Source organism: Alkalibacterium putridalgicola, assembly GCF_040959045.1.
Taxonomy (GTDB): Bacteria; Bacillota; Bacilli; order Lactobacillales; family Carnobacteriaceae_A; genus Alkalibacterium; species Alkalibacterium putridalgicola.
This window is the reverse complement of record NZ_CP162615.1, coordinates 1,010,896-1,023,881: the sequence shown is the minus strand read 5'-3', so window position 1 is coordinate 1,023,881 and position 12,986 is coordinate 1,010,896. Positions and strand designations below refer to the sequence as shown.

At 43.3% G+C, this 12,986-nt stretch carries 8 protein-coding genes; 2 read left to right on the top strand and 6 right to left on the bottom strand.

The window, feature by feature from the left end; genetic code table 11:
- The 6 genes from AB4027_RS04930 to AB4027_RS04905 all read right to left on the bottom strand — a co-directional run bounded on the left by AB4027_RS04930 (window position 1) and on the right by AB4027_RS04905 (window position 10,337).
- On the bottom strand, window positions 1–4,131 hold the full coding sequence (locus tag AB4027_RS04930; RefSeq protein ID WP_368646228.1) for a TIGR02680 family protein: 4,131 nt from the start codon (window positions 4,129–4,131) through the stop codon (window positions 1–3).
- Window positions 4,128–5,297: a TIGR02678 family protein gene (locus AB4027_RS04925; RefSeq protein WP_368646227.1), complete on the bottom strand. Its 1,170-nt coding sequence runs from the start codon at window positions 5,295–5,297 to the stop codon at window positions 4,128–4,130. Before AB4027_RS04925 ends, AB4027_RS04930 begins: the two co-directional genes overlap by 4 nt.
- Complete coding sequence (locus tag AB4027_RS04920) at window positions 5,290–6,789, bottom strand: TIGR02677 family protein (protein WP_368646226.1); 1,500 nt, start codon at window positions 6,787–6,789, stop codon at window positions 5,290–5,292. Before AB4027_RS04920 ends, AB4027_RS04925 begins: the two co-directional genes overlap by 8 nt.
- Window positions 6,790–7,824: 1,035 nt before the next feature.
- Window positions 7,825–8,079 (bottom strand): hypothetical protein, encoded by a 255-nt coding sequence (locus AB4027_RS04915; RefSeq protein ID WP_368646225.1) that lies wholly within the window; start codon window positions 8,077–8,079, stop codon window positions 7,825–7,827.
- 97 nt (window positions 8,080–8,176) lie between these two features.
- Window positions 8,177–9,613, bottom strand: coding sequence for an amidase family protein (locus AB4027_RS04910; protein WP_368646224.1), 1,437 nt, complete (start codon window positions 9,611–9,613; stop codon window positions 8,177–8,179).
- 28 nt (window positions 9,614–9,641) lie between these two features.
- Entirely contained in the window at window positions 9,642–10,337 is a 696-nt protein-coding gene (locus tag AB4027_RS04905; RefSeq protein WP_368646223.1) for a nuclease-related domain-containing protein, read from the bottom strand.
- A 379-nt stretch (window positions 10,338–10,716) separates the two neighbouring features.
- Here AB4027_RS04905 and AB4027_RS04900 point away from each other — a divergent pair, with 379 nt between their 5' ends.
- Together AB4027_RS04900 and AB4027_RS04895 are read left to right on the top strand one after the other, a co-directional pair.
- Complete coding sequence (locus AB4027_RS04900; protein ID WP_368646222.1) at window positions 10,717–11,289, top strand: TetR/AcrR family transcriptional regulator; 573 nt, start codon at window positions 10,717–10,719, stop codon at window positions 11,287–11,289.
- Between the two features lie 27 nt (window positions 11,290–11,316).
- Window positions 11,317–12,768 carry an MATE family efflux transporter gene (locus AB4027_RS04895; RefSeq protein WP_368646221.1) on the top strand — a complete coding sequence of 484 codons (1,452 nt, stop codon included), beginning with the start codon at window positions 11,317–11,319 and terminating at the stop codon, window positions 12,766–12,768.
- Window positions 12,769–12,986: the final 218 nt, after the last annotated feature.

The following is a 12,986-nucleotide window of genomic DNA, read 5'->3' as shown; positions in this document are numbered from 1 at the left end:
TTACCCTTCTTCATTTGTGATCAGACGACGTTTGCTGCCATCCCAAACATACCGGATCACAGCGACATGATCGGCGTTCTGTGGACGGAACAGTTCGCTGATCGCCAGTTCAGAGACTGTTGCATAGTCTCCCCAAAGACCTTGAGAATTGATGATATAGTTGAAACCGAGTTCTTCCAGTACTTCAAACAAATCGGCGATGTTGTGATCATCCACACCCGCAAAAGCTTCATCCATAGACAAGATGAAAGGCGCCTCGTCACTGGCTTCCAAGTATCTAGAATAGGAGGCAATAAACAAAGGAATATACATAGCTCGAGCTTTTTCGCCGCCACTGAATTTATAAAACTGGTTGTCGGTCAACTGCCGTTTCCGGTCATCGCCTGTCCGCTGATAACTCAGTTCAAATGAGAACCAGTTCCTATAATCTAGTACTTGTTTCAGCACTTGAAGCAATGTCTGCATTTCAGTCCCCTCTTTCATCAATGCTTTCGCCCGGCTGATCTTCGTCCGGAAATGCGTGGTGACCTTTGCAATATCCTCTTCACTCAACAGTTCAGCGTTTTGACGCAGAAGGCTCAAGAGATCCTTCGTATCCATTTCATCTTCAGTCTCAGCCGTTCTAGGCTTCCAGCGGATCGAAAAAAGCAGTCCGGAAGAATCATTTCGCGATTCCATGAGTGCCTTCATCTCTTCCACCCAGCGTTCAGCCCGACCGATCCTGGCGCGAAGTTTATTCCCCACCGACTGAAACAGGATCTCTTCATAAAGTTTTCTGTCCTGTTCATCGAGGTAGACCTGCTGGCGCTCCCTTTCACTTTTCAGATGATCTGCTACTAGATACGGACTGACACGTTTCCCCTGCAGATGAAGTTCCACGAGTTCTCTCGACCGTGCATTTTTCCATCCTTCCACATAGATGGCCTGACTGCCAGAGATAGCTTCGTTCATCCAATCAGGCATTTCTGAATAAACTGTTCGCTGGACTGGCCTATATTCGATCAAATTATCCTGATGATCATTTCGTTTCCGTGATAATGACCCTGAAAGCTGAGAAATTTCTTGTTTAGATAAGTGATTTAGGCCTGAAATGATAGCGTCAGCGTCTTCTTCTAAGGATCGATCGAGACGTTCGAGCGAATGCACGTTCCGCTTGCTCTCTTCACTGAATGTCTGCGCCCAAGCAGTTTTCATATTATTCCAGAAAGCCTGCTGACTTTCTTTTTCATCGATCTGGTCTGATGTGAAAGAGAGCTCTGTTTCTTTCCTAGTCCGCTCATCTCGTTTGGTTTTCAAAAGCTCATCCAGGTCCGAAAGCTTTTTCATTATAGCCTGGATCTGTCTTTTAATATTCTGGACACCTTCTTTAGCCATCTGTTCTTCGATATGCTCAATATCTTTTTCCATAAGAGCGATATCTCTCTGGTAAGTAGCTGTCTCATCTTTTATATCCAGCAGCGTCTCTTCTAGTTCTAGCAGCTTTTCAGTTGAATCTTTCTGTTTCTCGTATTGATTGATCAGTTGCTGATGCGTCCCTTTGAGTGCAGCCAGATCCTTTTCATAAAGGCGCATCGTGTCCAAGGCTTCCACATATACTGGCAAGTCTAGTCGAAGGCCATCACTGTTTGTCTGTCTGTCCAGCTTCACTTTCAAAGACCTTATAGCTGCAGAAATCGCCTTGAGCGTCTCAGACAGATCGTTAACAATTTCATTCAATCGTTCGATACGCAGCTGAACACTCTGAAGATTCGAATAGCCCTCGGACAGATCTTCATCATTAGGGAAATCAAGAAGGTGATGCTTCGCTTGATCCATTGCCGATCTATGTTCACGCATCGTTCTATCAAGCTCATCTAACCTTGTCTGGCTATCTTCAAGTTCCTCTTGAAGACGAATGATCTGTTCTTTTCGGTAACGTTCCCTGGCATGGCTGCCGATAAACCGGACAGATTCTACAGGGACCGCGTGCCCAACGAGCGGTCCAATAGTATAACGCCCGTCTTTTGAAAGCGACAAGACCTTGCTGTTCGAATCGTCGATCAGGATACTTCTTAAAATATCATCCACCTGAGTTTCTGTAATCTCAGACGCTGCATCAAGATCAGGCTTGAGTAAGTCTGCCAATGTATAAGCCATCATTTGAGGAGCAGGTTGGAGTACACGGTCATGTTCGATTTCGATTCCTTCTGCCGTGATCAGCGCATCAAGCAGACCCGTTTCGATCAAGGCTGCTTCCAGTCTTTTCTGTGTCGTTTCGGACACACCTTCGTGAAATTCCACAGTGTTATATAACGGAACAGCTGCCACTCCCTGGTCTTTTAATTTTTTCCGCGCTTCCTTGGTCAACGGATGCGTATTGGGATCAGGATCTTTCTTGTTTTTCCACTCGCTAAGCTCACGTTCTCTTTCATTTTTCAGTTGCTGTTCAGCGTTTTTTCTTGTTTCCAGTTCAGCTAATGTACGTAAATTTTCACTCTCAAATGCTGAAACGGCCTCACGAATCGGAGCTTCCACCTGTTCATACCTTGTATCCACATAAAGACGATCCAGAGCACGCGAAACATGCTGGATTTTATCTTCTGACAAATTAAGATAATCTGCCTCAGCCAGCCACTCATGAATAGCATTCAACTGCTTCTGTTTTTCTTCATTCAGCCAGCTTTCCCAATCCTTCTCCTCATCTCGCTTTCGGTCCAGCTCCAGTTTTACTTTCCCTAGGTCACTGTCTTTTTCAGTATGCTGCTTTTTGAGATCTTCAAATTCTCTTAACTCTTTCACTATTTCCTGTAAATAGCTGTAATGTTTTTCAGCTTGATGCATCCAGGCTGAAAACTGAAAAGGTGATCCGGCATTGGCTTTAAAGTCTTCTTCATTGACGCTATGCATTTGTGAAAAACCGGCTTTCAAAGCATCATCCGATAAAGTATCGAGCTTATCTTCCAACGATTCTTTGATCCGTTTAATGCTGAGCTCCGTCTGGTCCAGCAGTTCACGGGTCACCCGTTCTTTTTTCTGCTCACCACTGAAGCGCTTGTTAAGGTTTTCCAGTCTATCTGTCAACCGTTGCAGTTTCTCAAGATCATTCTTTTTTTCTTTTTCAAGGTTCCATATTTTATGCTGACTTAATCGTTCACGCTGTTTTTCTGCTGTGGTTTTTTCATCCTCATGGTTTGATATCTCTTGATCCAGATGACTGATATGTTCTTTCAATTCAGCTGTTTTAGTCAATATGGCTAGTCGTTCTGATTCTGCCTGTTCAAGATTAGACACCGCTTCTCTATATCCTTTGGCCTGATCGTAAAGGACTTTTTGATTATAGGCGGTGTACGCTTTATTAATAGCATTGACCGCTTCGCTCTCACGTTCTGACTGTTCCAGCTGCTGTTTTGTCTGATCCATATGCTCGATCGTATCCGAAAGATAGCGAAGGTCTTCGTCTGAAAGCGGCGGCAGAGCTTCTTCAAGGATTTCAAAAATCACAGAAGGTTTAAATTCTTTAGATAATTTCGGACTGCGAAGCTGAATAAGCAGTTTGATCAGGTCTTCGTACTCTTCGATCGATTCATAGCCAAAAATATACTGATTGACCAGACTGGCATATTCCTTGCGCGTCTCGACCACATGGCCGCCTTCACCCATTTCATTACGCAGTTGGATTCTGGAAAGCGGGATTTTCTCTTCTTTCCCTTCATTTTTTTCTACTTTATATAAAAGGATATCCTTCCCGATCCTTCGGTTGTCAGTCAAAACAAAGCCCCAGAAGTTAAGCGGCTTACCGCGTCTTGCATTTAAGCCGATACCGATCGTCATATACTGATCCGTTTCACTCTTTTTGAATTCCATATACAAGTACCCCGTCCGTTCGTCCAGACCGGATACCTCTTTTTCACCTAACAAATAGTCTTCCATACGACGTGCTCTTGAATTGAAAGGATCCAGCCGTTCTGGTCGAGTCGATCCGTCTAAAAGTACTGGAAGAAAACTCTGCATCGTTACGGACTTGCCCGCTCCGTTGTTTCCTCTTAATAGAAGCTTTCCGCCAGCGAAATCAAAGACCTCGTCTTCGTAGTACCAGTAGTTGAACAGCCCGGCACGGTTGATCTGCCATTTGTTTTTAGTCGTTTCCATCATGTTTGATCCTCGCTTTCAAAGTCTTTAGGATAATAGCCGCTCATCCGTCCAAAGGCGGGAAGCAAGACGATCAGATTCGTCTCTGCTTCAACTTTGGCAAATGACCAGTCTAAAAGATGCAGCAGAATTTCCTCAGATGTCTTTTTAAGCCCGCTTTTCTCCCGATATTCAATGCTCCAGCCGACTTTATAGTTTTCTCTCACCTGCTGGATAAGCTGTTCAAACTGGGCATGTGTCAAATGAATCTGTCCGAACGCATCGATGGTGTACTTGTTGATATGCTCCCTTACAAATGCCTGAACATGCAGTACAATAGTCGACAATGCTTTCCTGTCCGGGAACGACTCATACAGCTGTTTCTGTTCCGGCAAGGTCAGCATGGCTGAATTCTTTGTTACTTGTAAGGCGAAAGGAGTATGAGACTCGATATCTTCACGTAGACTGTTACGGTAATGTCTAATATAGTCAAAGTCCAAATCGTCCTCACTTTCCCGGTAAACGACTGGCTCATACATCAGTTTTCGGTAGACGCGTTTTCGTCTTAAGTCTTCCTGATTGCGTTCCCAGTCCATATCCAAAATATCTGCAAGAGATTCGCATCGACGTATATCATGCAGGTGATTGCGCATAAAGTATCTTGAATAGATCGTTCCTTTATAAAGAACTTCCTGCTCTTCTGAATAGGCAAAGCCTTCGACACCTCCAGAATAGCTGTCAACTTCATGAATACAGTCCAGCTCCACTAACTTCTTCAATACACGAACGAGCGACTTACGGTGCTGATAATTCGTCCAGTCCAACGCTATTACACCGGGATACATCTCTTTTAGTCCGTTAGCAAACTCCGATAAAAGAAAATGATCTTCTACCGAATGATTCTCTAGATACGCTAGACCGCAGGCAAACAACGCATAGTCTCTGGGTTCCTGAAAGGACGCTATGCCCATCCATTTTTCAGGTTTTAACGGTACTTTTTCAAGTTTTATAAAATCTTTATGGACGATCAGCGAGAGCCCAAACTTTTCGATGATATAGCGTCTCAATGCGCGTTCATTTTCACGAATAAGCTGATAAGTTTCTGGTTCTTTGTCCCTTAAGATCCAGAAATTTTCAAAAAGAGCGCCTAAAGCATCCTGCTGTTGTTCATTGAATCCAATCTCAGGCATGACCAGTCACTCCTTTATCCTCTAAAAGTTCAAATGTCACGTTTGGCATATTAAGATCTCCATCAATAGAACGCAGAACGATACGCTCCTCTTTCATGATCACTTTGACACGCATGCCGAATTCAGTCTGAATAATCTGATCTTCCTGTCCCATCGCCTTGCCGATCCACGATAAGAAGATTTGTCGAACGTTCGGCTCAATGTTCTCTACCTTATCCAGTTCGATCAACCGGTCGCACATATGTCTTTCTATCCCTTCGCGTTCAAGCTGTTTCTCTTTTAAATAGAGTTCACGTGCGATTTTCCGTTTTTCTGATCGGTCGATCACTGCTCCTGGCGTACTTCGCTGACGGTAGGTACGGAGCATAGGTTTCGTTTCAAATGTCATCGGCTCACATTCCCAAGTAGCCGTATAAATATTATCAGTCGGATTCTGATCAATGAAAAAATGTCGCGTATGATCCATCCCGAAAGCCGCAGAATATAACTTGTGTGCGTCATCTATCGTTTCCAGACTGCTGAACCATTCGGCTAAGTATAGATACTCTTCGCGTCGACTGCGAAAATTCTGATTCCGCTCACCCATACGCTGCACAACCTGAGTGATTTTCCTGATCGCCTCGGTCGTCCGGTCAAGCAAGATCTCTGATTCACTCTTGCTGAATGACTGAGAACTTCTGAACCACTTCTGCAATGTCCGCCATCGCTCGATGTACTCAAGAACCACTTCTGATTCATTAAAATCAGAGGTCTCCTCCAGCAAGGATTTAGATTTATGCGTATGTACTTGCCGGAAGAACTCAGTCATTTTCTTTTCGGATAAGACCGCAAGCAGTGACTTGATTTGTTCAGAAGTTGACTGCATGGCCCGGATAAATTCCCTGAGGTAACGTGTAAAGCGGTCCTTGTACGCTAAAAAAGCCTCAGTTTTCATGCGCTCCTCGACTTCCTCACTACTGATGTAGGCAATATATCCAGACGTACTTTCAACGATCTGACGGAAATGATTCTGCAGATCATCCCATAAACGGCTCGCCTTTTCATCACTGATCGTTTGCTCCTTTATAACGACCCCTTCGAGTTCCTGCAATAGATGGTAGACTCGGTCGAACTGAGTACGTTCCAGAGCACCTCCGAATGATTCGTTCCTGTTTTCCATTTCACTAAGCAGTCGTTCAAATTCGATTGTATAAGGTGTTGGCTGATAACGAAATCGTTTCTTCTTGTACTCTTCAATCGTACGCGGGCTGCCCATTTCCTGTCTGGGTATTAAGTTGCCCCACCTGACAAGCTGATCCAGATCCAAGTACAGACTGTCCTCTTCAAACTCAGAAAAATCGCCCGTAGATTTCAAATAGTTATAGATTTCTTCAGGATAGATGTATTCCTGCATGCGTTCATGCTGTATAAAAAAATAGCGCAAAATCGCCCGATATCGCTGGTGATTTTCCGCTGTAAGGTACGCCGCCTCTTTGACCTTCTTTAATCCCATCTCTCACAGTCCTTTAGTAAACGTTTTAGTTCCTATAATCTTAGCATATTGCTTGGTGTGTATAAAGAACCATAATGAAATCCTACAAAATAAAAGCTACATAAGACTTTTATAAAGAATTGTTGCACTCAGCCCAAATTTATTTAACGAGTGACCACTTTGGTGAGTCGAATGTCGCAGTCGCTGGTATGAAAGTCGGTGAGTGAGCACTTTTTGGAAGGAGATGTCTCAGTCGCTGAATATTTCAATCTGGGTGACCACTTTTCAGACCCAAATGTCGTACTGGTGGAGTGATTGATGCACCAGTCGACATTTTCTTCCACTAAATGTCGCACTCGTGAAGCGATCCTTGTGCCAGTCGACATTTTTAAATGCAAAATGTCGCACTCATCGGATAAAAAATGCTGGCTCAGCATTTTTCCTTCTGAAATGTCTTGCTCACTTCTATTTACTTACACAAGTGAACATTTTCAAGCTTGGGATGTCGTACTCGCTGACCATACCTTTAGTGAGTCAGCACTTGTCCCCTTCCCCATGTCAGAAATGACGAACTCAGCTATCATACTTTTCTGACCTGGTTATCTAGGGATCAGAATGACTAACTCAGCTACTAAATTTTTCTGTCCTGGCCATCTACGGATCAAAATGACAAAGTCGCGAAATAATCAGGTATGGCTTTGCCGTTTTTATTCAGAAATGACAGAGTCACAGCTTTGGTAAGCGGTCAGTCTGTCATCCGCATCCGTAAAAGGTCAACTCACCCACTTCATCGACCTTGACTCTGTCATTTTCCTTGTAGAATGACCAACTCATAGTCAAAATTTTTGTAAGCTTGTCATTTCGCGAAGAAAAGGACAAGGTCAGACGCCAGTTCTTTGCCAGTCTGTCTTTACTGCCTCAAAACGACAAACCCACCCCACTTCTTTCGTTGAGTCTGTCGTAAACCCTGCGCAAACCAACAAAAATCCCTCACATACGAAGAAGTGGCATCAGCGAGCTTACACTCACCGATGCCACTTCTTTAAATCATAAGGTTTAGCCTTTGTACTTCAGTTTCTCAGGGTAGAAATAAGTGATTTCCTGACTGCCTTCGGGACGATCCAGGAAGGCTTTCTTGCCGGAATCATCGTCTGAACGCAGTTCGAGTTTTCCTTCATCGAAAAGTTTTTCTACGTCGTCGATGATCTCGCCATCTGGAAAAGCCGGTTTCAGTTCAGCGATCTTTTCGTTGATCCCGTCATCACTCTTGTAAATTTCCAATATACGGTCTCTTAATACATTCTCTGCCACAATAATTCCTCCTGTCTTAGTTCTTCACTATCTTAATTATAGCAATTGACGAAATAGACATCAAAGCATACGGTTTAGCTACAAAGATGAGCTGTTTTCATGATTTTAGATGCTGTTCATAAGCATACGCCCATTCAAGAAGTGTCATGTCCTGATCTGCTTTGCCGATAAAAGTCACCCCGACCGGTTCGCCACTCAAGCGTTTGTGCCCAGGTAGTGTTACCGCCGGATAGCCCGCCGCAGCGTACAGCACTGTCGCATAGTTGCTCAAAGTAACTATAAGATCGACAGATTCAAATGCTTTATCCAAGGCTTTCCTGGCCGATCGTTGGTTCTGTCTTATCGTTTCCGCCATTTCCTCATCGGTGTAGGTTTCTTCGATTGATTGGCGGATCAGCTCCTGGTTGTATGGTGCAAAGTCCTCTTCATTCTGCTGGTTGAAAGCCAGAACGTTATCTAAAGTAAAGGCACTGGACTCAAAATAGGATGCAACCCCCAAGTTGAATTCATATTTTAGAATGTTGAGGTAATTGACGTTGAACCCTTCTTCATCGATTTCTATAGAAGAAACATCTGCCCCTGCTTCATTCAATTCACCTTTGACTTTGGATAATATTTCTTCATCTTCAGACCGGTATACGGCTTTTACGGTCTCGTTGTCTATGATGCCAACTTTGACACCGGATAAACTTTCAGCATCCCAGTCAGCTGTTTCTTCCAAATCAGTCATCGACTGGAGTAAAACTGCCGCATCCTTGACAGTACGTGTGATGGGTCCCGACGTATCGTGTGTTTCTGAAATCGGGATGATCCCGTCTTGAGAAACCAGCCTCAATGACGGTTTGAGTCCCACCACACCATTCTGACTCGCCGGATAGATGATGGATCCCGATGTTTCTGAACCGATCGTGACTGGTGCCATGCCAAGAGCGGCAGCCACCGAACTTCCAGAACTTGAGCCGCCCACATCAAACTCGCCGTATGCATTTTTTGTCTGTCCGCCGATGGCTGAATACCCGTTCGAGCTGTCGGTCGACATGAAGTTGGCCCACTCGGATAAATTGGTCTTGCCCAAGATCAGCGCCCCTTTATCTCTCAGCCGCTTGATGATTTCGGCATCTTTTTCTGGCTGATAGTCTTTCAGTACAGCTGCACCGGCAGTCGTGGGCATATCTTTTGTAGCGATATTGTCCTTGACCAATACAGGCATACCGTACATCAAGTCGTTAGCTTCATCATAAGTTAAGGCCTCTACCTGTTTCACCATGTCGTGATTCAAGGCGATCACAGCATTATACTCTTTATATTTTAAAACCTGGTTCCAATAACACTTGGCGATATCAGCATAAGTCGCTTCCCCGTCGCGAACGAATGACTGCAGCGTTTCGATATCACTATCAGTGACTTTTTCCATCAGCGTCTCATCCACTTCAAACGGTTCATAGTCCAGTGTCTGTTTCACCGACGATTCTTTCGGATCACGGTACTGCTTGGTGATCTGCCCCTTTAAGTAGTCATCATTGTTAAATCCCATCGTTTTCTCCCCTTTATAATCTATTAAATTATTTATTATGAATAGCTTTCAGCTTTTCAACATGAAGTGCTTTTGTTGCATCATCTGCCAATTGATATCTTTTTAAATTAGCATAGATCGTATCAACTTGCTGATATGTAAGTATAGATGGCATGGACTTTAAATCCCTAATTAAGTATGGTGTCATCTGACTTTGCTTAATGACTTTGACTTCATTAGACAGAACAGTGACATCTTTTAAAGTACAGTCGTCACCAAATACGATATAAGAGTAATAATAATTTGAATTCTCTAAACCGCTTGCTGTCATTAAGGCTTTAACGTGTCCCTTATTCTGCCATATCGGATTGAAAAACTGATTTTTGATGCCATTCCTAAACGTCTGCATCCACTGTTTACGGTTTTCAGCTCCAAATATCCAACCACTATAATTCTTTGACTCAAAAACAAAAATCCCTCTCTGGTTGATCATAATCAAATCGACTTCAGTCGTATGACCTTTTTCAGTTGGTATATAAAGATTTGTCATCAAGTATTTTTTTATCTGAATAGTTTCCAGCTTAGCATATATCTTAAATTCTCCCCAATTTCCTTTATTTGAAAATGTTTCAAAAAAACTGTTCCCACTCGCTTTTTCATATGAAGTATTTATAAATTTCAAATAACTTGGTAATAATATGATGGTGACTGCCAAAAGAACAATCATTAGTGGTATTAAAAGCATTGATCTCCCTCTTCTATTAAAAAATGTCTTGATTGATAAACACAAATTACGTATATGTCTTCGAATAAGTATATATACTCTAGTATACTTTTAATCTCGATTCATTTCATTAATATTTACAATATTATGGGACAAGTGTAACAGTTAATTGCTACTACTTGTGCTGTATAACATTTTCGGTACAAGTAGATTAAAAGTATTCGGTCAGTTGTTCTGTTTAATTCTATTCGGCACAAGTGACTCGCTATATTCATCAAACATGTTCCGAATACTATAATTTCAGGTCGTTTTCAGAAAACCAGTTGCTTTCATTTTTGTTTTCATTTAAAATGAATTTATATTCATAATAAACCCAACAAAAATTAGGTGGTGCTTTTTTATGCCCAAAATTATTAAAGATGTTGAACAGTTAGTATTAAAAGCCGTTATGGCGGTCATGACGACTGACGGTATCGATCAGCTTAATATGAAGCGAATCGCCAAGGACAGCGGAATAGCCGTCGGAACACTATACAACTACTTTCCAGACCGGGAGGAACTGATTTCCAAAGCGATCCAGTACAGCTGGAGTCAGTCTTTTCAAGTATTGGACGATGTTTTAAATGGATCTCAGGACAGTTTAACCAAGTGGCTGGCCTTTCACGATACGCTGTATTCTGAAATGAGCCAACGAAAAGCTGTTGGTCATGAACTGATCCGTCAGAAAGTCATCAGAGATGACGTGAATCAGAAAATAGTGAACGGTCTATTCTCGCGCTATGATGCGCTCTTTAAAGAACTCTCTGGCGAAACCGACAAGTCTTACAGCGAACAGACTCGACGACGGATCCAGGAAACACTAGTTAGTACCATTCTACGGCTGACGATTTCCTTCCCTGAAGATAATCAGGCTAACCGAGACTACTTAAATCAGTTCGCTCGACTGATACTAAACATCGAAGACAACAACTAAATAATTGATTTAAAGGAGAACGATTAAATGAAGATGTCAAATACTGAAGAGCGTCTGCGTACAGAAAACGTCGGGAAATTGCTCTTAACCTTATCTATCCCGAACATCGTCGCTCAGCTCATCAACATGCTTTACAATGTGGTCGACCGCATGTTTATCGGCCATATCCCGGAAGTCGGCTCCTTGGCTTTGACCGGTGTCGGTGTCGCCTTCCCGATCGTCATGCTCATCATGGCGTTCAGTTACTTCATCGGTATGGGCGGCGCACCTTTAGCTTCTATTAAAATGGGACAAGGCAACAAGAAAGACGGCGAACGAATTTTAGGCACCAGTGTTGTGATGCTGGTTTTGATTTCCATCACGCTAACGGTACTGTTCCTAGCATTCGGTGAACAGCTCCTGGTCCTCTTCGGTGCCAGTGCTGAGACACTGCCTTTTGCCTGGGACTACATGAAGCTTTATACACTGGGAACAATCTTTGTCCAGCTTGCTCTAGGCTTGACGCCTTTCATCTCGGCTCAAGGCTTTGCTAAAGAAAGTATGCTCGCTGTACTGATCGGAGCGGTCTTCAACATCGTCCTCGACCCGCTCCTGATTTATGGCTTCGATATGGGCGTGCAAGGTGCAGCGATCGCTACAGTTATCTCGCAAATGATGTCGGCCATTTATGTCCTACACTTCCTGTTAGGCAAAAAGACGACTTTGAAAATCAAAAAGGAACATCTGAAAGTCAATAAAGGCTTTGCGATCGGTGTATTGAGTCTAGGGATTTCGCCCTTCATCATGCAGAGTACCGAGAGTTTACTCAACATTTCATTCAATACGGCCCTGTCAACTTATGGTGGTGACATCAACGTCGGCGCCATGACGATCATCGCCAGCCTTATGCAGGCTTTGATGCTGCCACTCATGGGACTCACGCAGGGGGCGCAGCCGATCATCAGCTATAATTATGGGGCTCAAAATAACGAGCGCGTCAAAAAAGCCTTCACCTGGCTGTTGGGATTGTCCATGGGCTATTCGACATTGTTCTGGCTGGTCATGAAACTGACCCCACGCTTCTTGATCCGGTTCTTTACAACTGACCCTGTATTGATGGAAACAACGATCGCCTCCATCAATGTGTATATGGCCGTCGTCTTTGTCTTAGGTGCTCAAATCGCCACCCAGCAGACCCTGATCGCATTAGGGCAGGCACGCCAGTCATTGATTCTTGCCCTGCTCAGAAAGATCATACTGCTGATTCCACTGATTTATATCCTTCCGCAGTTCATGGAGAATAAAGTCTTTGCGGTCCTCCTGTCTGAACCGATCGCTGACTTTTTGTCCGTCACGATCACCGTTATCGTCTTCTTTATCACATTTAAGAAGCTGCTGGCTAAGAATCATACGGAGATACCTATTCATCCGGATGCTGTAGAGGAAGGTTCTCCTCAAGTATCAAGTAATGCAGACGCAGTGACTGATAATAGGTACTAAGACAGTTGTTTAATCACCACAAAGTTAATTCTAAGTGGATATTTTGTCAGGCGACTGACAAGATAAACATCATATCAGAGCTTTTTCTGCTGTATCTTAAGAAGTGGCCTGAACAAATACAGAAACTCCTGAAGATCAGCACTGATCTTCAGGAGTTTTCGTGTAATTAGTATTAACTTCTTTAATTAAGTTGCTATTTTTCGCCCGGCGAAAAATTT

Excerpts from the sequence above, each read along its gene's own strand:
- AB4027_RS04905 (WP_368646223.1), bottom strand. The coding sequence starts at position 10,337 with ATGCTTTTAATACCACTAATGATTGTTCTTTTGGCAGTCACCATCATA.
- AB4027_RS04900 (WP_368646222.1), top strand. The coding sequence starts at position 10,717 with ATGCCCAAAATTATTAAAGATGTTGAACAGTTAGTATTAAAAGCCGTT.
- AB4027_RS04895 (WP_368646221.1), top strand. The coding sequence starts at position 11,317 with ATGAAGATGTCAAATACTGAAGAGCGTCTGCGTACAGAAAACGTCGGG.
- AB4027_RS04925 (WP_368646227.1), bottom strand. The coding sequence starts at position 5,297 with ATGCCTGAGATTGGATTCAATGAACAACAGCAGGATGCTTTAGGCGCT.
- AB4027_RS04930 (WP_368646228.1), bottom strand. The coding sequence starts at position 4,131 with ATGATGGAAACGACTAAAAACAAATGGCAGATCAACCGTGCCGGGCTG.
- AB4027_RS04910 (WP_368646224.1), bottom strand. The coding sequence starts at position 9,613 with ATGGGATTTAACAATGATGACTACTTAAAGGGGCAGATCACCAAGCAG.
- AB4027_RS04920 (WP_368646226.1), bottom strand. The coding sequence starts at position 6,789 with ATGGGATTAAAGAAGGTCAAAGAGGCGGCGTACCTTACAGCGGAAAAT.